Annotated in this window: 23 protein-coding genes, 1 other RNA gene and 1 pseudogene; 5 read left to right on the forward strand and 20 right to left on the reverse strand. The window is 35.9% G+C overall.

Annotation, left to right across the window (positions count from 1 at the left end; genetic code table 11):
- Positions 1-5: 5 nt before the first annotated feature.
- Together FBT53_RS08710 and FBT53_RS08715 are read right to left on the reverse strand one after the other, a co-directional pair.
- The gene (locus tag FBT53_RS08710; protein WP_136950789.1) at positions 6-569 is read right to left on the reverse strand and encodes a DUF4126 domain-containing protein; all 564 of its coding nucleotides are present in this window, start codon (positions 567-569) and stop codon (positions 6-8) included.
- A gap of 25 nt (positions 570-594) precedes the next feature.
- Positions 595-2,034, reverse strand: a complete 1,440-nt coding sequence (locus FBT53_RS08715; RefSeq protein ID WP_136950790.1) for an ATP-dependent RecD-like DNA helicase — start codon at positions 2,032-2,034, stop codon at positions 595-597.
- Between the two features lie 103 nt (positions 2,035-2,137).
- On the opposite strand from FBT53_RS08715, the gene FBT53_RS08720 reads away from it, so the two are divergent.
- From FBT53_RS08720 to FBT53_RS08730, 3 genes are read left to right on the forward strand one after another with little or no spacing between them, the layout of a single operon-like run.
- Entirely contained in the window at positions 2,138-2,788 is a 651-nt protein-coding gene (locus FBT53_RS08720) for a hypothetical protein (protein ID WP_136950791.1), read from the forward strand.
- Positions 2,766-3,593 carry a DUF3822 family protein gene (locus tag FBT53_RS08725; protein WP_136950792.1) on the forward strand — a complete coding sequence of 276 codons (828 nt, stop codon included), beginning with the start codon at positions 2,766-2,768 and terminating at the stop codon, positions 3,591-3,593. Before FBT53_RS08720 ends, FBT53_RS08725 begins: the two co-directional genes overlap by 23 nt.
- Before the next feature lie 2 nt (positions 3,594-3,595).
- On the forward strand, positions 3,596-4,138 hold the full coding sequence (locus FBT53_RS08730; RefSeq protein WP_136950793.1) for an RsmD family RNA methyltransferase: 543 nt from the start codon (positions 3,596-3,598) through the stop codon (positions 4,136-4,138).
- A 164-nt stretch (positions 4,139-4,302) separates the two neighbouring features.
- On the opposite strand, the pseudogene FBT53_RS16390 reads toward FBT53_RS08730, so the two are convergent.
- Positions 4,303-4,491: pseudogene (locus FBT53_RS16390) on the reverse strand (ACT domain-containing protein); the annotation flags it as partial.
- A 177-nt stretch (positions 4,492-4,668) separates the two neighbouring features.
- An RNA gene (gene rnpB, locus FBT53_RS08740) (RNase P RNA component class A) lies at positions 4,669-4,986 on the reverse strand.
- 106 nt (positions 4,987-5,092) lie between these two features.
- Between rnpB and FBT53_RS08745 the strand changes: the two genes are divergently transcribed.
- Positions 5,093-6,853 (forward strand): DNA polymerase III subunit gamma/tau, encoded by a 1,761-nt coding sequence (locus FBT53_RS08745; RefSeq protein WP_136950794.1) that lies wholly within the window; start codon positions 5,093-5,095, stop codon positions 6,851-6,853.
- Here FBT53_RS08745 and FBT53_RS08750 read toward each other — a convergent pair.
- Genes FBT53_RS08750 through FBT53_RS08780 form a run of 7 tightly spaced genes read right to left on the reverse strand, consistent with a single transcriptional unit; the run spans position 6,850 to position 13,583 of the window.
- Positions 6,850-7,203 (reverse strand): transmembrane 220 family protein, encoded by a 354-nt coding sequence (locus tag FBT53_RS08750; protein WP_136950795.1) that lies wholly within the window; start codon positions 7,201-7,203, stop codon positions 6,850-6,852. The two genes, FBT53_RS08745 and FBT53_RS08750, sit on opposite strands and share 4 nt — an antisense overlap.
- Before the next feature lie 2 nt (positions 7,204-7,205).
- Positions 7,206-8,573, reverse strand: coding sequence for an alkaline phosphatase family protein (locus FBT53_RS08755; RefSeq protein ID WP_136950796.1), 1,368 nt, complete (start codon positions 8,571-8,573; stop codon positions 7,206-7,208).
- On the reverse strand, positions 8,570-9,763 hold the full coding sequence (gene eboE / locus FBT53_RS08760; protein ID WP_136950797.1) for a metabolite traffic protein EboE: 1,194 nt from the start codon (positions 9,761-9,763) through the stop codon (positions 8,570-8,572). Before eboE ends, FBT53_RS08755 begins: the two co-directional genes overlap by 4 nt.
- A gap of 4 nt (positions 9,764-9,767) precedes the next feature.
- Positions 9,768-10,925, reverse strand: a complete 1,158-nt coding sequence (locus tag FBT53_RS08765) for a 3-dehydroquinate synthase (protein ID WP_136950798.1) — start codon at positions 10,923-10,925, stop codon at positions 9,768-9,770.
- A 9-nt stretch (positions 10,926-10,934) separates the two neighbouring features.
- Positions 10,935-11,834: a UbiA-like protein EboC gene (gene eboC, locus FBT53_RS08770; RefSeq protein ID WP_136950799.1), complete on the reverse strand. Its 900-nt coding sequence runs from the start codon at positions 11,832-11,834 to the stop codon at positions 10,935-10,937.
- The gene (locus FBT53_RS08775; protein ID WP_136950800.1) at positions 11,834-12,742 is read right to left on the reverse strand and encodes a TatD family hydrolase; all 909 of its coding nucleotides are present in this window, start codon (positions 12,740-12,742) and stop codon (positions 11,834-11,836) included. The genes eboC and FBT53_RS08775 overlap by 1 nt, the downstream gene beginning before the upstream one ends.
- Positions 12,743-12,746: 4 nt before the next feature.
- Complete coding sequence (locus FBT53_RS08780) at positions 12,747-13,583, reverse strand: EboA domain-containing protein (protein WP_136950801.1); 837 nt, start codon at positions 13,581-13,583, stop codon at positions 12,747-12,749.
- 110 nt (positions 13,584-13,693) lie between these two features.
- On the opposite strand from FBT53_RS08780, the gene FBT53_RS08785 reads away from it, so the two are divergent.
- Positions 13,694-14,275 (forward strand): tRNA-(ms[2]io[6]A)-hydroxylase, encoded by a 582-nt coding sequence (locus FBT53_RS08785; RefSeq protein WP_136950802.1) that lies wholly within the window; start codon positions 13,694-13,696, stop codon positions 14,273-14,275.
- Here the strand turns inward: FBT53_RS08785 and FBT53_RS08790 are convergent.
- The 9 genes from FBT53_RS08790 to rpsA form a co-directional block, all read right to left on the reverse strand.
- Positions 14,262-15,164, reverse strand: coding sequence for a Ppx/GppA phosphatase family protein (locus FBT53_RS08790; RefSeq protein ID WP_136950803.1), 903 nt, complete (start codon positions 15,162-15,164; stop codon positions 14,262-14,264). The genes FBT53_RS08785 and FBT53_RS08790 overlap by 14 nt on opposite strands.
- Positions 15,165-17,249, reverse strand: a complete 2,085-nt coding sequence (gene ppk1 / locus FBT53_RS08795) for a polyphosphate kinase 1 (RefSeq protein ID WP_136950804.1) — start codon at positions 17,247-17,249, stop codon at positions 15,165-15,167.
- Positions 17,250-17,735: a histidine phosphatase family protein gene (locus tag FBT53_RS08800; protein WP_136950805.1), complete on the reverse strand. Its 486-nt coding sequence runs from the start codon at positions 17,733-17,735 to the stop codon at positions 17,250-17,252.
- Positions 17,736-17,738: 3 nt separating this feature from the next.
- Positions 17,739-18,386 carry a pyridoxamine 5'-phosphate oxidase gene (gene pdxH / locus FBT53_RS08805; protein ID WP_136950806.1) on the reverse strand — a complete coding sequence of 216 codons (648 nt, stop codon included), beginning with the start codon at positions 18,384-18,386 and terminating at the stop codon, positions 17,739-17,741.
- Between the two features lie 39 nt (positions 18,387-18,425).
- Positions 18,426-19,334 carry a ribonuclease Z gene (locus FBT53_RS08810; protein ID WP_136950807.1) on the reverse strand — a complete coding sequence of 303 codons (909 nt, stop codon included), beginning with the start codon at positions 19,332-19,334 and terminating at the stop codon, positions 18,426-18,428.
- Positions 19,331-19,663, reverse strand: coding sequence for a ribonuclease Z (locus tag FBT53_RS08815; protein ID WP_136950808.1), 333 nt, complete (start codon positions 19,661-19,663; stop codon positions 19,331-19,333). Before FBT53_RS08815 ends, FBT53_RS08810 begins: the two co-directional genes overlap by 4 nt.
- A 2-nt stretch (positions 19,664-19,665) precedes the next feature.
- Complete coding sequence (locus tag FBT53_RS08820; protein ID WP_136950809.1) at positions 19,666-20,592, reverse strand: aspartate carbamoyltransferase catalytic subunit; 927 nt, start codon at positions 20,590-20,592, stop codon at positions 19,666-19,668.
- The gene (pyrR, locus tag FBT53_RS08825; RefSeq protein WP_136950810.1) at positions 20,589-21,131 is read right to left on the reverse strand and encodes a bifunctional pyr operon transcriptional regulator/uracil phosphoribosyltransferase PyrR; all 543 of its coding nucleotides are present in this window, start codon (positions 21,129-21,131) and stop codon (positions 20,589-20,591) included. The genes FBT53_RS08820 and pyrR overlap by 4 nt, the downstream gene beginning before the upstream one ends.
- Positions 21,132-21,242: 111 nt before the next feature.
- A complete protein-coding gene (gene rpsA / locus FBT53_RS08830) occupies positions 21,243-23,063 on the reverse strand; it encodes a 30S ribosomal protein S1 (protein ID WP_136950811.1) in 1,821 nt (606 codons plus the stop codon).
- Positions 23,064-23,100 lie beyond the last annotated feature (37 nt).

The following is a 23,100-nucleotide window of genomic DNA, read 5'->3' on the forward strand; positions in this document are numbered from 1 at the left end:
GGTTGTTATACTCTAGGTCTTAGCTTTCTGTAAATCCTAAAAATGATAACCAAAATTAAGATAACTAAAACAACTGCCAACAGAGGAGCAAAAATAGATGCGGTAGAAACCACCATAGCGGTTCCCGTTTCTACAGTAGATACCAATGGGTTTGCCAAACCACCAGTTGTTGCTGTTGAAGTTAATCTACCTGCTGCATTTGCGCCTTTGATAGCGGAGGCAGTACCACCACCTGCAATTATAGCCAGCGACCAAGTTATTACAGGGTCTAAATCTGCCATTGTAGATACCATTACCGCTGTACCAGCAATAGCAGCTAGCGGAATTGCAATACTATCTAACGCATTATCTACCCAAGGTATAAAATAAGCAAACACTTCAAAAACAGTTGCAGCACCCAAAGTAAGTACAGCAGCTAAACTACCAATCCATTGCCAAGAATCATTAAGTTCCCATATATTAAAATAAGCAGCTAAGCTTAAAGCAAAAAGCGGAAGAAAGACCCTAAAACCTGCAGATGCCGCAAGGCCTACTCCTAAAAATATACTAATTATAGTTTCCGTAGTCATAGTTAATGGTTTGGACTAAAATAGCCTATTCATTCTCAAGAAAAAAATCCTTCTTAAAACCAATAAGATACAATTTATTTTTGGCCCTTGTAACAGCTGTATACAACCACCTTAAGTAGTCTTTATCTAAACCATTGGGCAAGTAGGGCTGTTCCACAAAAACGGTATCCCACTGCCCCCCTTGTGATTTATGACAAGTGATAGCGTATGAAAATTTTACCTGCAAAGCATTGAAATACTTATTGTTTTTAACCCCAAGAAAACGTTTATATTTAGAGGTTTCGTGAGCATAATCTTTATTGACCTCTTGGTACAAACGATTACCATCTTCATAACTTAAAGAGGGTGTTTCTGCTGTAATTGTATCTAAAAGTAGAACTGTTTCAAATGGTTTTTGATTAGGATAATCTACCATTTGCACTTTAACTTCTGCAAATTTAAATCCATAAAGTTCTTTAATGGCAAATAATTCTAAGATTTCTATGATATCCCCATTGGCTATAAATCCAGCTTCTGTGGTAGGTTTAAGCCAATAATAATTATTTTTAACCACCATCATAAAATCTCCAACAGAAATCTCATTCTCTAAAAACAAGATACGTTGCCTAATGTTTTCGTTATATAAATTTGCTCTTTTATTAGAGCGTACAATTATCGTCGTTTCTTCTTTACCATTGGTAGCGTAACTATTATCTATCGCTTCCTGTATCTCATGACCATCAATCAATCTTACAATATCTTTAAAACCTGCTAAAGCAAATTTAAAATCATCAAAATAGTCGTTTTGCAACTGCTCCCTTAAATTAGTAGCATTGAATAAAATACCAGATTCTGAAGACTGCCGCATTACTTCATCCAACTCAATCTTAGTAACCTCTTTATTATAGTTTAGTCCCAAAGTATTTTCATTTAAAGCAGGACTCAAATCTAATTTCACGGGTGGTAATTGCGCTGTGTCTCCAATCAAAATAAGCTTACACCTAAATCCCGAATAGACATAATATATTAAATCGTCTAAAAGAGAACCATTTTCAAACAACTTAGAATCAGACGGGGCATCTGGTATCATAGAAGCTTCATCTACAATAAAAACAGTATTTCTGTGTTTATTTGGTGCTAATGTAAATTGAACACCACCTCCCTGTTGTTTTTTAGGAAAATAAATCTTTTTATGTATTGTAAAGGCTTGGTTATTAGAGTAATTGGTCATCACTTTTGCTGCCCTACCTGTTGGAGCTAACAAAACTGCAGTTTTCTTTACTTTCCATAAACTTTTTACAACACTACCAATTATGGTTGTTTTACCTGTCCCGGCATATCCCTTTAAAAGAAATAAACGCTCATTATTCTTAGATAAAATAAAGTCTGCTAATTGCTGTAACGTTAAGGCTTGCAACGAAGTAGGCTCGTGAGGAAACTTTTCTTTTAAAAATTTTAGAAAAACCTGCGGTGTTATGCTATCCATAGATGTCCAAAGATAGCTATCATTTTTAGGACAAAAACTTTCATCATTCAAAAAAAATTGTAGATTTGCTTCTAACCACTAAATGTAATTAATACTATATAAAATGAAGACCATCTTACAAATTGTTCTTTGGATTGTATGCGGGGTATTGGCTTATATGATTTACCAATCCATTAATGCACCGATTGAATTCAACAAAGTCCGTGAAGAACGTTTTTCTGCAGTAATTGCTAAACTTAAGGATATCAGAGATTCACAAGAAGCTCACAAAAAAGTAACTGGCACATATGCAAAAGACTTTAACAGCCTTGTACAGTTTATAGACACCGCAAGTTTTACCATTACCCAGCAAAGAGATTCTTCTTTTATGCGTTATGACAAAACTTATCAAATTGACTTACAGGTAGACACCGTAGTAATTGATACTTTAGGTTTTGAAAAAGTAAAAGAAAAATTATTCGGCACAGACGACCGTTATAAAACTATGATGAACGTGCCTTACGCTGAGGGTGATGTTAAGTTTGACATGAAAGCAGGGCAAGTGGATAAAAGTGGTTATAAAGCTCCAGTTTTTGAAGCCAAGATTAAAAAGGATGCTTTATTATACGATCAGCCTAAAGATTTAGTTGCTAGAGAAAACGCGCACGTAAGTGTAGAAGAGGTTAATGGAACTGAAATTAAAGTTGGTTCTTTAACAGAAGTTAGCACCAACGGTAACTGGCCTCCTATTTATGATAGAAAGACAGAAAATTAATGGGGTGAACAATCCTAACACAACTTTTAAAAAATTGTCCATTCAGGTAAGCTTGAATGGACTTTCTTTTTGTATTCAAGACACCGTTTCTTTACAATTAGAAGAAATGGAACAAAAGTTCTTTAAAACAGAACTTACTCCCTACTTAGTACTTAAAGAACTTAAAGCTCTTGTAGAGCACCATAAGTTAGCAGAGCGAGAATTTACAGAAGTGGTAGTGCTACATAGAAATAATTTATACAGCTTAGTCCCCGTAGCTTTGTTTGATAAAAATGAACTTGCCAATTATTTAAAGTTCAATACTAAGATTTTAGCTACAGACCAGATTGTACACGACCAGATTCCAAACACAGAAATGGTATGTGTTTATGTGCCATTTACTAACATCAATAACTATCTTTTTACTCTCTTTGGAGAATTTGAGTATAAACATGCTAGCGTTTCGCTTTTACAGACTTTATTACAAAATAGTAGTGCAACTACCACTTGTTATGTTCATGTAACACCAACTCAACTAGAAATGGCAGTTCTAGAGCAAAAAAATTTAATACTTTATAATCAATTTACCTATCAAGTAAAAGAGGATTTCTTGTACTATATCCTATTTACTTATGAGCAATTAGGACTAAATGTAGCGTCTACACCTTTAAAATTATTCGGTGCCATAACCACAGAAGATAACAACTACAAACTTTGTTATGAATACATTAAGGACGTTACTGTATTTAGACCAGAAGAAGGCACCTACAATATAGCTGAAGCAAAAGCCCATCTGTTAGATTATTCGCTTTTAAGCACATTATAATTATGAGAATTATCTCTGGATCCCATAAAGGCAGGCGCATTACTGCCCCAAAAAAATTACCTGTAAGGCCTACTACAGATATGGCTAAAGAGGGGATTTTTAATATTTTGAAAAACCGATATTATTTAGAAGATTTACGTGTGCTTGACTTATTCTCAGGTACAGGTAATATAAGTTTTGAGATGGCTTCTAGAGGTGTGCAAGGTATTACCGCTGTAGACCAGCATGCAGGTTGCACCAAATTTATTCATAATACCGCCCAAGAATTTGATTTTGATATAAGTGTTATTAAAAGCGATGTATTCAAATTCTTAGAACGGACCAAAGCACAATACGATTTAATTTTTGCTGACCCTCCTTACGACATGCCTTTGGAAAAGTTTGAGCAAATACCCGCATTAATTTTTGAAAATAACCTATTAGCTCCAGAAGGTTTACTAATTGTAGAACATAGCCCACAAACCAACTTAGAAAACCTTCCATTTTTTCAAGAAAACAGAAAGTACGGTAGCAATGTCTTTAGCTTTTTTGAAGCTATTACCTAAGGAAAATAGCATTGTTTACTACCCGTTTCTAGATAGGACATTGCTTTTTCTGCATCTACTGTAACTACAAATATATAATCAAGGTAATACACCGCTATAACATTGCAAATTAGAGGGTTCCTAGGTAGTTCAATAGAAAAAATTGCTGTTAAATCCACAGCATCCTAAAAAGAATGTAGGGTAAGAGTTATCCAAGATGCAATAAAACTATAAGGCAAACTTGATTCATCTGCTTTCGTTTTTTCTATGATTATAGTAGCTTCTGCCTCCTTAAATTCGCACACAGTATTACTACTACTTCTTCTATCAATTCCTTTTAAAATTGTAATTGTCGAAAAAACGTATTCTCTTGAGTTTAATTCTGGTTACAATCCCTTTAATAATTCCTTAATATTGACTTTACCGGGTATGGGAGTATAGCTGTTGATTAGAATTTAATTTACACCTAAAAAATCTATAAAAGAATAACGTAATCAAAATAAAGCCTATTAAATTACTCTTATTATGAAGTGCACGGTACCTTAAAGTATTATAAAAGCAGGCCATAAGCCGGATTCTGTACCCAAAAATGGGGCCTTATCATTTATCTAGGCACAAAGTTACCTTTGTGCTCTAACCGCCTACCCTCCAGCTTGGACGTGCCGCCCTTTTCTGTTGCCAGAACACTGGTATACATGACGTTGCACCACATAGAGTTTACCGGATTTCACTACAGCCTAACTGTACTTGCTTTCTGTTGCACTGGTCCTCACCTTTCGGCGGACGGGCGTTACCCGCTATGTTGCACTATGGTGTCCGGACTTTCCTCTCCTGCGCAAAAACGCAGCAGCGATAAGGTGGCCTGCAAGCCGCAAATATACTTTAATTGTTAATAAATATTAGGTAACCTAAAAGCAAATACAATAAGTAACACAGAGGCTATTTTTATATTTGTAATCGGCTTAAATTTTACGCGTGGAACCATTTATAGTATCAGCAAGAAAATACAGACCTAAAACTTTTAAGGATGTTGTTGGGCAACAAGCTATTACCAACACCTTAGAAAATGCCATTGCCAACAACCATTTGGCACAGGCATTACTTTTTTGTGGTCCTAGAGGAGTGGGTAAAACCACCTGTGCTCGTATCCTAGCCAAAAAAATAAATGAAGACGGTACAGAGCGTGAAGATGAAGATTTTGCCTTTAATATTTTTGAGTTAGATGCGGCATCTAACAACTCCGTAGATGACATTAGAAACTTAATAGATCAAGTTCGGATACCACCACAGGTAGGGAAATATAAAGTTTATATTATTGATGAGGTACACATGTTGTCTCAATCTGCTTTTAATGCTTTTTTAAAAACTTTAGAGGAGCCTCCAAAACACGCTATTTTTATTTTAGCAACTACGGAAAAACACAAGATAATCCCAACCATCTTATCTCGATGTCAAATATTTGATTTTAAAAGAATTACTATAAAGGATGCTGCAGATTATCTTAAGTACATTGCCGAAGAACAAGGTATTGCTGCAGAAGATGATGCATTGCATATTATTGCTCAAAAAGCAGATGGCGCTATGCGAGATGCACTATCTATTTTTGATAGAGTAGTTAGTTTTTCTGGCAAAGAACTTACACGTAAAGCGGTAACGGAAAACCTTAACGTCTTAGATTACGATACCTTTTTTAAGACAACAGACTTGATGCTAGCTAATGCTATTCCAGATTTGTTATTACTGTTTAACCAAACCCTTTCATTAGGTTTTGATGGTCATCATTTTATTGCTGGCTTGGCTTCACATTTTAGAGATTTGCTGGTATGTCAACATCCTCAAACACATTCGCTCTTAGAAGTTGGGGAAGATGCCAAAACCAAGTATTTGGAGCAGGCCAAGAAAATAAATCGAGATGTACTACTTAAAGGGTTAGATTTAGCCAATGACTGTGATTTAAAATATAAAGGCAGTAAAAATCAACGTTTGCTGGTAGAATTAACCCTAATGAAATTAGCTTCGCTAAGTTTTGAGGGCGAAAAAAAAAAGCCTGATTTTATAATTCCGGCCACACATTTTAGAGGACAACCTTTTGTAAAGGCACCTAAATCGTACTCCATTACAGACGAAACGGTAGTTAATACTACAGCAACATCAACCAGTAGTGCAGCAGCAGTGCCCAGTTCTAAGACCAATGTAAACCAATCTATAGCTACCAGTAAAGTTGAAAAGACTCCGCAAGAACCAATAAAACCCATCAACCTAAAAAATAGAGTAAAAAGAGTTTCTGGCTTATCCCTATCTAGTATTAAGGCAAAAAAAGAACACCTAGAGTCTAAAAAAGGGGAAGAAATAGACGAGAAAGACTTACCGCAAAAGCCTTTTACAGAAGAGGCTATGTTAGCTCACTGGAATTTCTTTGTGAATAAGTTAGAAAACGAAGGAAAAAAAATATTATCAAGTAATTTGCAAGCAGACACTCCTAGACTAAGAGGTACACATACGCTATGGATGGAACTCCCTAATAGCACCATGAAAAAAGAAGTGGAAAGAGAACAGGGACCGCTTATACGTTATCTAAGAGAAAAGTTACAAAACTATTCTATTGAATTGAAAATAGATGTAAACGAAGCATCAGCTAAAAAATATGCCTTTACACCTCAGGAAAAATTCGAAAAATTAAGAGAGAAAAATCCAGCAATAGATATCTTAAGAAAAGAGTTCGATTTGGATTTTTAGCGCTTATTAAAAAAAGTAGCTATACCGTAAATAAAGAGAACAATTGCTGCGATTAAGGAACCTAAAGATTCTCTCCCTTTTTCTATATTTTCGGTTTTCATTCCTTGGTCTAACTGTACACCTTCAAATGCCTCTGGCCAATACATATAACACAGCACAAGGAAAAAACCTCCTAAAATAAAGTAAGTAAAAGCCTTTAATTGTTTCAACAGAAATAAAATAGAAGCCAAGGTAGCCATACCATAATATCCAATCCATTTAAATGCATCCGGGTCGTTAAATTGTACTACCATAGCATATCCAAATAAGATGGTAAATAAGCCTGCAAAAATTTTTAAAAATAATCTCATATTCAATGCGTTACAATTTGTTTTAATTGACTGTATACTTGGGTACTAGAAATAACCGTTTCTTTAAAAGCATGTTTACTCATAAAAATTGGCCAGTCGTCACGGTCTTCTGGTACTCTACCGTGAGAGCCTTTAATCAATTCTGCTTTTAATGGAATTACGTCCATAACAGTTCTAAAACCAAGTTTCTTTTTAAGTAGTTTACCAACAATTTTGGGCACCACAAATGGGTTTTTTGGGTCGGTTAACATCTCCACAGGATCATATCCCGGTTTTTTATGAATGTCTACCATTCTAGCATAATCTGGCGCTTTAGCATCATCTTCCCAAAAGTAATAGGTAAACCAACTTTTGGAATCGGCTACTAGAACAATATCACCGGCACGCTCATGGGCCATTCCTAAAGTTTCTTTGTCATTTCCTTTAATAACCTGATCTACTCCATCTATTTCTTTTAAATAAGCCGCTACTTCTTCTATTCTAGCTTTGTTTTTAATATAGACATGCGCAATTTGATGGTCCGCAACAGCAAAAACCTCGCTTGCACCAGCATCTAACAATTCCAAACCGCGCTCTACCCGGATACCCAACCATCCTTTTTTTCTTAAATATCTATTAATGTGAACAGGATTATTCACGTTTGTTATACCGTATTCTGATAAAACAACAACAGACGCTTGCCGAGCCTCGTAATAGGATACTAATTGCTTTACAACCGTGTCTATTTCTGATAAGTCTTTACCTATTTTTGAGAAATCTAATCCATACCGTTGAATGTTATAATCCAAATGCGGCAAGTAGACCAAAGTGAGTGTAGGATTGTGTAATTGGTCTGTTTTTATAGTGGCATCTGCTATCCATTGACTAGATTTTATAGATGTTTTAGGACCCCAGAAGTTAAATAATGGAAAGGTACCTAATTGATTTTGCAAGGTATCTCTTAACTCAGCAGGATGCGAATAAATATCTGGAATTTTCCTGCCGTCCGCTAAATAATTCGGTCTTGGAGTAACACTAAAATCTACCGTAGAATACATGTTATACCACCAAAACATATTGGCACAGGTAAAATTTGGATTGGTTTTTTTTAGCTCATCCCATAGTTTTGGCACCTGTACCAACTTATTACTTTGCCGCCAAAACTTTACCTCACACTCCTCCTTAAAATACCATCCATTCCCAATTATTCCATGATTAGTTGGGAGTTTTCCTGTTAGGTAATTACTCTGTGCTGTACAGGTTACCGCCGGGAACGCTGGCTGAATAAATTGCTGCTTAGATGAGGCCAAAAAAGTAGTAAGAAAGGGTGTATGCGCTCCAAGTAACCTTTTGGTAAGGCCAACTACATTAATAACTACAGTTTTATTCATTCCAAACGCGATTTCATCCAATTTAATTCTCTAACTATAGAATCTGCAATAGGGAGTTTTAAATCTTTAGGCAATACATCCCAAGTATAGGTCTCCACTTCTAAATGCCCGCTTACTGGGTTTTCTTTGAGCACTTGTAACGTTTTTAAAATATGGTCTTGGGTAGATTGTAATACCCCATAATCTTCTAAAAAAATAGGTACATGAAAATGTGAACGTAATTCTGTAAAGGCTTTTTTTTCTTTTAGGACGATGGGCAAATCATTGTATGTTTTAACCTTTCCTTCTACCCTTTCCGTTACCTGATGTAAATATACTGGTTCGTTAAATTTGGCTAACTCCTCCCATATTTGATTCTCCTTGCCAGCCTGATGCACTACTTTCAGTGCCGCACTAATTTGTATTTTACCTATTTGTATTCCCGCTGTCCTTAATTGCCCTAAAGTATCTTCTGGCTCTTCAAAAGCTAAAGCAAAATGGCAAACATCATAACAAATTGTCAAATATCGTTTGAGTAATTGAATAGCTTTTTTTTCTGTAATGTTTAAATAAGAAAATGCGGCAATGCCTTGTGGAATTACATATGTTTTATACCAATGAAGCACCTCTTCTGTGTTTTCTAAAAAACCGTCTGGTTCTGGCTCTACATCTAAATGCAAATATCTACCTGTGGTTTGTTCTATATTGTATAGCTCTAAAACCACTTTAAGCATATTTTCTGTTCCCTTAGCAAAGGCATCAACTCGCTCTTTACCGCTGGAATACCAATGTTTATAACTAATAGGCGAAGTAGAAACACCCGCGTCTTGCCCTTCCGGGGCCAATACATGTAATTGATTAAAAAGCCTTAGCGTATAGGTAACTCTCTCATCTGTTGTCCAATCAGGAACGTGAACTTGATCCTTAACAGGTTCTCCATGAAAGTTACCGTAAGGAAATCCATTCATTGTAAAAACGTAACAATTTAAAGACGCTAAATACGACTTAAATCTGTTGAGATTATCTGCCTGATTTAATTCTAAGCTGGCTTTATTTGATAGCCGTAAGCCAAGCCCAAATGAGCTATCTGGAGCTACCTTTGTTTTTATTGTAGGTAAATTTTCTTTAAGACTATTTAAAGTTTGTAGCCAATCGCCACCTGCATGAATGTTGGTGCAATATGTAAGGTGAAATGTATCTTTTATTAACATCCTTTTACGCCACTTTTTGATTTAAAACTCTAATAGCATCCTTCATCACCAAGTAATCTATAGTATGAACATCATGCTTCTTACCAATTTCTGAAATTAAGGTGATGGTTAATTCTCCGCCTAAATGCTCTCTAAATTCTTCAATTCCTTTAAGAAGTACACTAAGTTCTACTTCGGTTTGAACAGGAACTTTTAGATTAAAGCCTATTTGCTGCAAAACTTTTAGAATGGTTTCTAACGTTTGCAAATCTATAAGTTCAACCAAATACGCATAAGTTAAATCTAGCGCCATACCAATAGCCACGGCTTCTCCGTGCCTTAATTGATAATGTGTCATTTGTTCCAATTTATGAGCCGCCCAGTGTCCAAAATCTAATGGTCTAGAAGAGCCACTCTCAAATGGATCACCGCCTAACGCAATGTGCTGCATGTGTAATTCTGCACAACGGTGAATTACATAACTCATACTTTCCATTTCTCTAGCAGCTAAATTTTGTGCTTTATTCTTTATAAATTGAAAGAAGTCTGCATCTTTAATTAACGCCACTTTAACTGCCTCTGCCACGCCAGAAATCCAATCTCGCTGCTCTAAAGTTTCCAAAAACTGAAAATCATTGATAATGGCATAGGGTAGAGCAAACGTACCTAAGAAATTTTTTTTTCCGAAGGCATTAATACTATTTTTCACGCCAACAGCAGCATCGTTCTGTGCTAATACTGTGGTTGGAACACGAATTAGCTTTACACTTCTATGTGCAATGGCGGCAGCGTATCCTACCATATCTATCACCGCCCCACCACCTATTGCAATAACAAAAGAATGACGGCAAATAGCGTAATCATTAATCCCTTTCAACACCTGCTGAACAGCTGCATCATCTTTCTTACTCGCCTCTCCACCAGGTACAACTAAAGTATGTGTGTATTTAATAGCATCTCCACTTTGATTACAATACGTTTTAATTGCATTTATTAGATTGGGATGAAACTCTAATACTTTATCGTCTAAAACAAAAAAACACTTTACCTCACCTGCAGGTTTATACTGCCTTAAAATTGCTCTAAGCAGCGTATTATCCAAGGAAAACAATCCATTAGTAAACAACAATTGATATTGATAGTTGACTGTAAAACTTTGCGTTATCGGCATTAACTCTTTCATGCATTCAATTTAAGTTACCGCAAATCTTTTTGCAAGGAATATGGATAAGGGAAGTAAAAGAAGTACTAAAAGTCCGAAAATTATATTTGTATACGCAACAGCAAAAGCAGCATCTAATATAATAATAGCAATTACCCCTGATTTTACTGCCTTCTTTATATTTTCTGGGCTATTAATCTTATACGCTTTTAACAAGGGTAAATAAACCATTATAGCAAATAGTATTACAAATATTAAATACCACCAACTGTACTTTGCAAATGTGTAGTGCAAGCCAACGATAGCAGAAACAACTAATGCATACAGCCCTGCCGCAATAACAATATTTGTTTTGTTATTTCCATGAACCTCACCCCTACTAATCATAGTAATAGCAAAAATAAAGGCCACAGGAATCAGCGTATAAGGCCAGTGTTCTAAAGTATTTAAATATAGAATACCCATTAGTAAATTCAACCCTCTACACACACCCATATTTAATGGACCAATAAAGGGGTGGTGCTTAGCATACTTATCATAAGAGAGTATGGCTGTTGCTAATGCAATGGCAACAATGCCACATACAGATTGAGCTAAAAATGCCGAAATAACACCTAGACTTAAAAGACTATACCCTAAGATTTGTGCTTGCTTAATACTCACACTACCTCTAGGTATTGGTCTTTCTGGACGCTCCACAGCATCCAAATCTGCATCAAAAACATCATTAAGCGTTACTCCCCCTGCATACAAGAAAATTGACGACAAAACGAGCAATATCGGCCTCCAAGAATACAAAAATGGAAATTGCCACGAACCCAGTTGGTAGAAAACACCAGAAATAGCAAGACCTGCTAAAATATCGGCTGCAGCAGTTGGTAAGTTAGCAGGTCTACAAAGTTGTAAATAGGCTTTTAGTTTTTGCGCCATTAGATTATTTTATTATTCCCCACTTTGGGTTCTTGGCCACGCAAAACGCTATTATCATTAAATAATTTACGTTGATCTATAGCTTCTGGATTTAACCAATGTTGATCTTTCATTTTTCCAGAACGCCCAAAGAAATCTAAAGCATTTTGATAACATGTTTTTACCACATCTTCTTTAGCCACTCCGTTTTGAAGCATTAAGTTAGCAGTTTTAGGCACTGCTAAAGGATCAGACACACCCCAATCCGCAGAGCTATCTACAATAATATTGGTACTGCCATACTTCTTGACTACCTCTACCATTCTTTGGTTACCCATTTTGGTCTTTGGGTAAATAGTGAAAGCTGCTATGAACCCCTTATCCAAAACATCCTTTACCGTTTCTTCATTGTTGTGATCAATAACTACCATCCCTGGGTCCAAACCATGTTCTAGACACACCTCCATACTTTTTAATGTTCCTGCTTTTTTGTCTCGGTGCGGTGTATGCACTTGGACCATCATATTAAAGGTCTTGGCTAGCTCTAATTGAGCTCTAAAAAAACGGTCCTCAGCTTCGGTTTGGTCATCATATCCAATTTCACCTATAGCAACTACATTTTCTTTATGTAAATAAAGCGGTAGCAATTCCATTACTTCTTCTGCCAAGGGCACGTTATTCGCCTCTTTAGAATTTAAACCAATAGTACAGTAGTGCTTTATACCAAATTGCGATGCTCTAAAGGGCTCCCACCCAACGAGACTACTAAAATAATCTTGAAAGGAGCCCACTTGTGTTCTAGGCTGTCCCAACCAGAAAGAAGGCTCAATTACGGCCACAACACCTGCCGCGGCCATAGCTTCGTAATCATCAGTAGTTCTAGCACTCATGTGCACATGTGGGTCAATTATCATTAATTTGTCTTCCATAGGACTATAAGTTTTGCCAAGTAAGAGTGCCATTCTTAGCCTCTTCTAGGTATTCTATATTTATTTGCAATAGCTGTTGTGCTGCCTTTTTCTTAGAATGATAACAAACTAATGTCGCTGCTCTACGCTCTTTTGCATCTTTACTCTTAAATAGTCGTTCGATATCATCTATAAGAGTTCCGTCTAAAAAATTGGATACAGGCCTCCAAAATGCGGGGTCAATTGTCCTAGACGCTGCCCATCTTTCGTGGGCATAATCTGAAATAATGCGTGCTAAATCTGCATTCGCCATTTCATCAACTCCGATAATTTTGGTCAAATCTTGTTGCATGAAGGCCGATTTTAAATACATCTGGTTATATTCCGCTGATGTAAAATATGCTGACGGGTATGGATTATTTTGAGAAATAGCGTTGAAAACCGTAGCTATATTGGTACGTAAAGCCTCTACAGCAACAAATTTGTAATTTTCTGGTTTAGGCAGTAATACTAGAAATTTTAAAAAGGTTTCTAATTCGGTGATATCTGCAACTTGGATTAATTTTTGTACTGCACCTTCCATCTTTGGTTCTGCCTCTAAAATAGACCTCAACAAAACAATTCTAGATAACTCTAAAAAATTTATTTCTTGAGAAGATAACCATGATGCTTTATCACCTGGGAAAATGTCATATTCTTTAACAGTTTCGGCATGTATTTTAGTAGCACATAAGCTGTAAGCTATGTAAAGTTTTTGCTTATTTTGAGTGGCTACTACTTCTGCGATAGCTGTTTGCAACCAGTTATATTCTTCTGTGGAAAGGCATTTTTTTAAAAGTGTAGTATATACTTCCGTGGTCAATTGGTAGCGTTTTTTGGTTTAATTCTGTTTGTCTTACAAATATAACGAGGGTCTACTTAAAATATTTAATTCTATACAATTATCTTTATCATCCAAAAAAAATGTGATTGATGCTAGGTTTAAAACTCCCTACGGACCCACGATGGGTTAACATTGTGGAAATGAATATTGAAGAAATTCTAACGGATCATGCCTATTGTGAACAAAAGGCTGCCAGCATGGCTATTTCCTTAATTGTCGGATTTCCAGACCGAACGGAATTGGTAAAAGAAATGATTGCCTTGTCTAGAGAGGAAATGGGTCATTTTAACATGGTACATGAAAAAATTTTAGAACGGAACTTAAAATTAGGTAGAGAACGTAAGGATGAGTATGTAATCAAACTGATGCAATTCTTTCCAAAAGGGGGCAGCAAAACCACTCATTTGGTTCATAAATTGTTATATGCTGCTATGATTGAAGCTCGTAGTTGTGAACGATTTAGGCTACTCTCTGAAAATATTTCTGATACAGATTTAGCGGAATTTTACAGAAAGTTGATGGTTAGTGAAGCAAACCATTATACCATGTTTTTAAAGTTTGCAAGACATTATGGCAATCGAGAAGAGGTAGACCAAAAATGGCAAGATTTACTAGATTATGAAGCCGAAATAATGAAAGATTTAGGTACCAAGGAAACTATGCATGGCTAGTTTCGCGCTTATAAAGCGTTTTTATCATACCGTCTGACAATCCTATTTTAGGAACATGAATTTTTTTAGCGCCTGACCACTTAGCCGTATTCAAGAATATTTTTGTAGCCGGCACAATGACATCTGCTCTATCTTGATTAAGTCCAAGTTCCGATACCCTATCTTCATAACTCATAGCGTCTAAAAAATGATATTGGGCGTTTAACCAAATATAAGATAAAGGCTGTCCCATTTTACGACCAGACATTTTATGCAACTTATTAATATTACCACCAGAACCTATAATTTCTACATTATCTTTTGCTGCCAAATGTTCTTTTACCCAAGCTTTAACGCCATCCCACACGGAGTCTATTACTTGGTCATTCAATAAACGTACTGTTCCTATTTTAAAAGATTTAGAAACCACCACTTGATCCCCGTTAAAAACCGTAAATTCTGTGCTCCCCCCACCAACGTCTACATACAAATAGGTTTTTCCTTTTTGCAATAATTCTTTTAAATCTGTAGATGCAATTATCTTAGCTTCAATTTTACCATCTATTATATCTATAGCAACACCCGTTTCTTGTCTAATTTTATCTACCACCTCTAGGCCATTGTTAGCTTCTCTCATGGCAGAAGTAGCACAAGCCCAATAATTTTCTACCCCGTATACATCCATCAAAAGTTTAAAAGACTGCATAGCTTTGACCATACGAGCCTGGTTTTTCTCTGAAATTTCGCCTAAAACAAAAGCATCTTCTCCTAATCTAATAGGCACCCTAATAAGCTCACTTTTTTTAAACTGAACTAATTTTCCCTTTCGTTCTATCACATTTTGCACTAATAAACGTACTGCGTTAGAACCAATGTCTATAGCAGCAAATTTTCTAATGTTTATGGCCATTTATTCTTCTTCTAATTTCTTTTGATAATACTCATAGGTAGCAAATTGAGAGCGAACACGTGGTTGGTCATCGTCTTTGTAGGCGTTGTCTTGTTTTTCTGAGAATACACGGGCTTTTACGTTATCTTTCCACGAAAGTTCAAATGTATCTATCAATTCTTGCTTAATATCTTCATCATAAATAGGACAACCAACTTCTACCCTAAATTCAATATTACGAGTCATCCAATCCGCAGAAGAAATATACACCTTTGGGTCTCCATTATTTCCAAAAATAAATAACCTTGGATGCTCTAAAAATTTATCAACAACACTAATAGCCTCAATATTTTCACTCATTCCTTCCACTCCTGGAATTAAGCAACAAATACCTCTAATAATCAACTGTACTTTAACCCCTGCTCTACTCGCTTCATACAACTTATCTACCATCTTATAAGAGGTAAAACTGTTCATCTTAATACGGATATAGGCCTTTTTACCTGCTTTTGCATTTGCAATTTCGTTATCTATTAATTTAGAAAACTTACTTTGCGTATAGTGAGGTGAAACAATTAAATGTTTGTATTTATTTATTTTATAAGTGGTCTCAAAAAATCCAAATACCTTATCTATTTCTTTTAAAATAGCATCGTGAGCGGTAAATAGTGTGTAATCCGTATAAATTCTAGCTGTGCTTTCATTAAAATTACCCGTACTTATAAAACCATAAAATTTAACACCAGTCTCCTCTTCTCTTTCTACAAGACAAATTTTACTGTGTACTTTTAAACCAGGCACCCCAAAGATGAGCTTAATACCTTCATCTTGAAGTTTATTGGCGTAATCTATGTTGGCTCGCTCATCAAAACGGGCTTGCAATTCTATCTGAACTGTAACTTCCTTACCATTTTTGACGGCATTAATTAATGCAGCCGCTACTTGACTATTCTTAGCTAAACGATAAATAGTAATCTTAATACTCCTAACATATGGATCTAATGCCGCTTCTTTTAAGAATTTAACCACATAGGAATAGGTGTGATAAGGTGCATAAATCATGTAATCCTTTTGCGCAATCTTTTCAAAAATACTCCCTTCTAAACTTAGACCTTTTACCGGTAGCGGTTTTATCTTATCGTACAACAAATCTGTTCTACCTAAGCTAGGAAAGCCCATATAATCTCTACGATTATGGTATCTACCCCCAGGGATGACACTATCCGTTTCTTCTATCTCCATTTTCTCTTTTAGAAAACGAAGGGTATCTACCTTTATCTTTTTGTCATAGACAAAACGTACGGGGTCACTAATTTTTCTATGCTCTACACTAGAAGATATTTTCTGTATAAAACTTTTACTTAAATCATTATCAATATCTAACTCTGCATCCCTAGTAATTTTAATCATATGTGCAGAGATTTCTTTATACTGAAACATGGTAAAAATGCTATCCATACAAAAACGGATAACATCATCTAACATAATTATATAGTTTTTACCGTCTTGTTCTGGCAACACCACAAAGCGGTCAATACCTTTTGGAATCTCAATTAACGCATATTGCACCTCATTTCTACGGTTTAAAAAATTACCTACTTGGTCATTTAAAACCATACGTACCGCTAAATATGCTGCTGTATCTTTTAGTAAAGGAAACTGCCTTAAATTGTTTAAGATAATGGTGGTTAAATCTGGGTTTACCTTTTTTAGAAAATACTCCTTTACGAATGGCGCAAGCGCTTCTGGCACCTGCGTTTCATTAATTATGAATATATTTTCTGTAGCTAACTCGCGTTGTATTTTATTTAGTATTTCTAAACTTTTGGTCTGTTGTTTAATTACAATACGCGTAATTTCTTCTAACAAATCCTTCGCTTTTTCTCCACCTAAAACGCTTTTACCACTTTTACCTGCATCTACAATACGCTTTACTGTGGCGTAGCGTACTTTAAAAAACTCGTCTAGGTTGTTACTAAAAATTCCTAAAAACCGAAGTCTTTCTATTAAAGGCACATCTTTGTCTGCACTTTCTTGCAGCACGCGGTCATTAAAATGTAGCCAGCTAATTTCTCTATTTACGTAGTCGTTTTTTGGTTTTGCCATTTATCTTAATTCTTTTGGAAAGATAAGTTTTTCAGTTCTTCCCTTAGTTAGGTCAGTCCACTTTTCTACATCAAATGTTATTATTGCCATGCCTGCTGTAGGAAGGTTATCTATATTACTATTTCCCAGAGTGTTTACAAGATGGGTAAAGGCATGGTTGTGTCCAAACAACAGTACTGTTTCTAGTTTATTATCTAGTGATTTCACAAAACTAAGTACCTCTTCCCCAGCAAAATCATATAGGTTTTTAACCACCTTAAAATCATTTAAGTTTGCCTGCATCGTATGCAAAACAATCATTGCTGTGTGTAAAGCCCTATTTGCAGGGCTAGAGAATGCAAAATCTATTGGTAAATCCATCTTTGCCAAAGCTACCCCAATATTATTAGCATCAGTGATGCCTCTTTCTTTAAGTGGTCTGTCTTTGTCCGCAACGTCGTAATCCCAAGAGGATTTACCATGGCGTATAAAAATGATGCTTTTCATTATTTACGGTTGAAGTCGGTCTATTTTCCAATCATAATCTTTTTGTAACTCAAAACGAATGCGATCATGCAAACGGTTAGGCCTCCCTTGCCAAAACTCTAGAGAAACTGGCCGCACTAAATACCCTCCCCAATGCTCTGGACGATTTATTTCTTGACCGTCATATTCTTGTTCTAATTGCTGTAACCTTTCTTCTAATACATCTCTAGAGGTTACAGGTTCACTTTGTTCAGAAACCAAAGCTCCTAATTGGCTACCCCTGGGACGCGACTCAAAATAACCGTCGGATAAATTTTCTGCTAGTTTTTCTGCTGTACCCTTAATAATTACTTGACGTTCCAAATTTGGCCAAAAAAAAGAAAGACAAAGATTTGGATTTACAGCAATCGCTTTACCCTTTTCACTTTTGTAATTGGTGTAAAAAATAAATCCTTCGTGAGTAAACCGCTTCATGAGAACTACCCTACTCTTAGGAAAACCATCTAAACCAATGGTTGCTACAGTCATGGCGTTAGGCTCATCAACGCCATCGGATGCTTCTACCTCATAAAACCATTGTTGAAATAGTTGCATAGGATTATCACCAATTTCAGCTTCTGTTAGCTGACTTTTCTGATATGATTTTCTGTAATTACTTAAGTCTTGCTGCATACTACAAAGTTGGTGAAAAGCATGCAGATTTAAAAGGAATCAGTTAACAACAAAAGACTTACCGTCTTCTGCCAAAACCACGTTACCAAAAACTGTCTCTGCTTCTTCTTTAAATAGAGTAATAGATTTATAACGCGTAGAATAATGCCCTAAGACCAATTTTTCAACTTGAGCCATATAAGCTATAGTAGCAGCTTGTTTTGCGGTACTATGTTTAGTTTTTTCTGCTAGATGTGCTTCTGTTTCTAAAAACGTAGCCTCATGATATAGTAAGTTTACCTTTTTCAATTGTGGCACTATGGCTTCATTATATTTTGTATCACTACAAAAAGCATAACTTTTTGGTTTCGGAGGATCAAAAGTAAGTAATTTATTCGCCACTATTTCTCCAGTTTCTAAAACTACGTCTTTGCCTGCCTTAATATTATGGTATTGACTGCGGTCTACATTATATGACTGTGCTGCTTCGGCATTCAAAGTACGGGCACCTTCCTTCTCTTCAAATAAAAAACCATTGGTATAAATTCTATGTTGCAATGGAATTGTAGTTACTTTTACTTTATCATCTTCAAAGATGAGTTGTGGTTCTTTAGACTCTAACTCATGAAAATAAAGTGGGTAATTGGTCCAAGAATCACCTAATTTTAATAAAAGTGTTATCGCCTCCTTAATCCCCTTTGGACCATAGATGTGCAATTCTGATTCTCTCCCTAATAGCCTAAAAGTGGACACCAGGCCTGGCAGACCAAAAAAATGGTCTCCATGTAAATGAGAGATAAAGATGTGTTTTATTCTAGAAAATTTAAGCTTACTCTTTCTTAGCTGCACTTGTGTACCTTCTCCACAATCAATTAAAAACAAATGATTTTTAATTTCTAATACCTGTGCTGTAGGATTGTTTAAAGTTCGTGGGGTGGCAGAATAACAGCCTAAGATGGTTAATTTCATAAATCTAAATCGCGCTCAATTTCTTCCATCTCAATAATATCTTTTGCCTCTTGTAGTGTTGGCACTAAACAGATTTCATCTGGAATTTCTTCAAAACTTACCTTATTACTCACCAACACAAAAGACTTTTTACGTGCTCTGTGTGTATTAGACAGTTCTAGAAACTCTAAAACATCATCGGGAGACAACTTGGCAAAAGAAAAAAGATTAATGATCAAATGATCATGTTGTAACTTATCGTAAGCCGATTTTAAATTGTTTAAAAAAGTAGCTAAAGATGCATTTTCTTGCAAAACAATGGTAGTATTACCTTCTTTATCAAATATCATGGCTATTTAATTTTGGAGGCCAAAAGATAGATTACTGCCATCCTTACGGCCACACCGTTTTCTACTTGATCTAAGATAATGGATTGTCCGGAATCTGCGACATCTGTAGTAATTTCTACCCCCCTGTTAATTGGGCCTGGGTGCATTATAACTATTTCTTTATCCAGACTATCTAACAAAGCCTTATTTACGCCATATTGTTGGGTATATTCTCTAGTAGTTGGGAAATAACTAATATCTAGGCGTTCATTTTGTATGCGTAACATATTGGCCACATCACACCATTCTAAGGCTTTTCTTAAATTGGTTTCTACTTCTACCCCTAAAGACTCTATGTATTTTGGCAGCAATGTTTTAGGCCCACAAACCTTAACTTCTGCACCTTGTAATTTTAAGGCAAAAATATTGGATAAGGCTACTCTAGAGTGTAAAATATCACCAACAATAACCACCTTTTTACCCCCAACATCTCCCAGTCTTTCTCTAATTGAATAAGAATCTAACAATGCTTGCGTAGGATGCTCGTGTGCACCATCACCCGCATTTACGATTGCTGCATTTACGTGTTTAGATAAAAAGATACCAGCACCGGGATTAGGATGGCGCATGACCACCATATCCACCTTCATGCTCAAGATATTATTTACTGTATCTATTAGTGTTTCTCCCTTTTTGACAGAAGATTGAGAAGCAGAGAAATTAACTACATCTGCGGATAACCTTTTTTGTGCTAATTCAAAAGAAAGTTTTGTCCTAGTACTATTTTCAAAAAAGATGTTGGCTATTGTAATATCTCTAAGCGTAGGGACTTTTTTTATAGACCTATTAATTACTTCTTTAAAATGGTCTGCTGTCTCAAATATCAGGTCTATATCTTTCTTTTTAAGATATTTTATGCCCAATAAATGATTTACAGTTAATTCACTCATACTTTTTCTACTAGATAAACGGCATCCTCCCCATCATTCTCTTGCCACATTACCTTTACTTTCTCATTATTAATTGCATCAACCTGTCTACCTCTATAATTAGGTTGTATAGGTAAATGTCTACTAAATCTGCGATCTATAAGCGTTAATAGTTCTATTTGCTTTGGTCTACCAAAAGACTGCACGGCTGTTAGTGCAGACCGTATACTTCTACCTGTATATAAAACGTCATCTATAAATACAACACTTTTGTCCTCCACTATAAAATCTATTTTGGTAGAGTTGGCTTCTAATGTTTTATTACCTCTTCTAAAATCGTCTCTATAAAAAGTAATGTCTAAGAAACCAATTTTTACATTTTTAACCTTGTATTCTTCTTTAAGAATTTTAGCCAATCTTTCTGCAAGATAGGTGCCTCTTGGCTGTATACCGATTAGAACTGTTTCTGAAAAATCTAAATGATTTTCTAACAATTGGCAAGCCAAACGATGTAGAATGATGTTTATTTCTTTAGCGGAAAGCAGTATTTTTTGACTCATTGGCAATTTTTCCAACACTTATTACAAAAGTACACATTTCTAAGTAACGATGATAAATGAAAAAGCCCCGAACTTACGTTCGAGGCTTTCTATTTTAAATACAAGCGATGCTTATTTTTTAGCGTCTGCTTCCATTTTCTCTTTCAATGCTTGCAACTGAGCGTTAGCATCACCTAAAGTAGGTGCATTTTCCTCTGCAGATGCAGCAGCTTTACGCTTGGCAGTTTTAATGTTATTTTCCTCTTGCTCACGGAAAATAGCAGTATGGCTAGCAACAACTCTCTTAAAGTCTTTATTGAATTCTATTACTTTAAATTCAATTTCTTCACCTTTTTTGATTTTACTGCCATCTTCTTTCTCCATGTGTCTAGAAGGAACAAATGCAGTAATATCGTCATTCAATACAATAGTTGCACCTTTATCTACGATGTCTGTTACTGTAGCTTTGTGTACAGAACCTTCACCAAAGTCAGCTGCGTACTTATCCCAAGGGTTTTCAGTAGTTTGCTTGTGACCAAGGCTTAATTTTCTACCGTCTACATCTAGTTCAAGTACCTCAACCTCTAATTCGTCACCTACGTTAACAAATTCTGATGGGTGCTTAATTTTCTTAGTCCAAGAAAGGTCAGAGATATAGATAAGACCATCAATACCTTCTTCCATTTCTACAAACACACCAAAGTTAGTAAAGTTACGTACAATACCTTTGTGTCTAGAACCTACTGGGTACTTAGAAGTAATATCTGTCCATGGGTCTGGAGTCAATTGCTTAATACCTAAGCTCATTTTTCTTTCCTCTCTGTCCAAAGTCAATACTACAGCCTCTACCTCATCACCAACTTTTACAAAATCTTGAGCAGAACGCAAGTGCGTGGACCAAGACATTTCTGATACGTGAATAAGACCTTCTACACCTTCCGCAACCTCGATAAATGCACCGTAATCAGCGATTACAACTACTTTACCTTTAACTTTTTCGCCTACCTGGATGTTTTCTCCTAACGCATCCCATGGGTGCTTCTCTAATTGCTTAAGACCTAATTGAATTCTTGACTTGTTATCATCAAAGTCTAAGATTACAACGTTAAGTTTCTGGTCTAGTTCAACAACCTCATTCGGGTGGTTAATACGGCTCCAAGAAAGGTCTGTAATGTGGATAAGACCATCTACACCTCCTAAGTCGATGAATACACCGTAAGAAGTGATGTTCTTAACAACACCTTCTAATACCTGACCTTTTTCTAATTGGCCGATGATTTCTTTCTTCTGCTCTTCAATATCCGCCTCGATAAGTGCTTTATGCGAAACAACTACGTTTTTAAATTCGTGATTAATCTTAACCACTTTAAATTCCATAGTTTTACCAACATACTGATCGTAATCACGGATTGGTTTAACATCTATCTGAGAACCTGGCAAGAAAGCTTCGATACCGAATACGTCTACAATCATACCACCTTTGGTACGACATTTAACGAATCCTGTAACAATCTCTTCTTTGTCATGGGCAGCGTTAACACGATCCCAAGCCATGATTGTTCTAGCTTTTCTATGAGATAATACTAATTGTCCTGTTTTGTCCTCACGGATGTCAATCAATACTTCAACCTTGTCCCCTACTTTAAGGTCTGGGTTGTATCTGAACTCGTTTAAAGAGATAACTCCTTCAGATTTAGCATTGATGTCAATGATTGCCTCTCTGTCCGTCATGTGTACAACGGTACCCTCTACAACCTCTTCATCTGCAGTATCTACAAAGTTTTCTTCAACTAACTTTTCAAACTCGTTAAGTTTGCTGTCTTCTACTTTTTCAATACCTTCTTCGTACTTGTCCCAATCAAAGTTTTCTAAAAATTCTTTAGGGTCTTTTTGAGACACAACTGGTGCCGTAGCTTGTTCAGTTACTTCGGCAGCGTTTTTTTCTTCAGCCATTTGCTGATTTTAATTTGTATCCTACGGATTTACAGGA

The sequence above is a fragment of the Flavobacterium sp. ASW18X genome (genome assembly GCF_005144745.1).
GTDB lineage: Bacteria > Bacteroidota > Bacteroidia > Flavobacteriales > Flavobacteriaceae > Croceivirga.

Coding starts and splice junctions, on each gene's coding strand:
- FBT53_RS08710 (WP_136950789.1), bottom strand. CDS start 569: ATGACTACGGAAACTATAATTAGTATATTTTTAGGAGTAGGCCTTGCG.
- FBT53_RS08715 (WP_136950790.1), bottom strand. CDS start 2,034: ATGGATAGCATAACACCGCAGGTTTTTCTAAAATTTTTAAAAGAAAAG.
- FBT53_RS08720 (WP_136950791.1), top strand. CDS start 2,138: ATGAAGACCATCTTACAAATTGTTCTTTGGATTGTATGCGGGGTATTG.
- FBT53_RS08725 (WP_136950792.1), top strand. CDS start 2,766: ATGATAGAAAGACAGAAAATTAATGGGGTGAACAATCCTAACACAACT.
- FBT53_RS08730 (WP_136950793.1), top strand. CDS start 3,596: ATGAGAATTATCTCTGGATCCCATAAAGGCAGGCGCATTACTGCCCCA.
- FBT53_RS08750 (WP_136950795.1), bottom strand. CDS start 7,203: ATGAGATTATTTTTAAAAATTTTTGCAGGCTTATTTACCATCTTATTT.
- FBT53_RS08755 (WP_136950796.1), bottom strand. CDS start 8,573: ATGAATAAAACTGTAGTTATTAATGTAGTTGGCCTTACCAAAAGGTTA.
- eboE (WP_136950797.1), bottom strand. CDS start 9,763: ATGTTAATAAAAGATACATTTCACCTTACATATTGCACCAACATTCAT.
- FBT53_RS08765 (WP_136950798.1), bottom strand. CDS start 10,925: ATGAAAGAGTTAATGCCGATAACGCAAAGTTTTACAGTCAACTATCAA.
- eboC (WP_136950799.1), bottom strand. CDS start 11,834: ATGGCGCAAAAACTAAAAGCCTATTTACAACTTTGTAGACCTGCTAAC.
- FBT53_RS08775 (WP_136950800.1), bottom strand. CDS start 12,742: ATGGAAGACAAATTAATGATAATTGACCCACATGTGCACATGAGTGCT.
- FBT53_RS08785 (WP_136950802.1), top strand. CDS start 13,694: ATGCTAGGTTTAAAACTCCCTACGGACCCACGATGGGTTAACATTGTG.
- FBT53_RS08790 (WP_136950803.1), bottom strand. CDS start 15,164: ATGGCCATAAACATTAGAAAATTTGCTGCTATAGACATTGGTTCTAAC.
- ppk1 (WP_136950804.1), bottom strand. CDS start 17,249: ATGGCAAAACCAAAAAACGACTACGTAAATAGAGAAATTAGCTGGCTA.
- FBT53_RS08800 (WP_136950805.1), bottom strand. CDS start 17,735: ATGAAAAGCATCATTTTTATACGCCATGGTAAATCCTCTTGGGATTAC.
- pdxH (WP_136950806.1), bottom strand. CDS start 18,386: ATGCAGCAAGACTTAAGTAATTACAGAAAATCATATCAGAAAAGTCAG.
- FBT53_RS08810 (WP_136950807.1), bottom strand. CDS start 19,334: ATGAAATTAACCATCTTAGGCTGTTATTCTGCCACCCCACGAACTTTA.
- FBT53_RS08815 (WP_136950808.1), bottom strand. CDS start 19,663: ATGATATTTGATAAAGAAGGTAATACTACCATTGTTTTGCAAGAAAAT.
- FBT53_RS08820 (WP_136950809.1), bottom strand. CDS start 20,592: ATGAGTGAATTAACTGTAAATCATTTATTGGGCATAAAATATCTTAAA.
- pyrR (WP_136950810.1), bottom strand. CDS start 21,131: ATGAGTCAAAAAATACTGCTTTCCGCTAAAGAAATAAACATCATTCTA.
- rpsA (WP_136950811.1), bottom strand. CDS start 23,063: ATGGCTGAAGAAAAAAACGCTGCCGAAGTAACTGAACAAGCTACGGCA.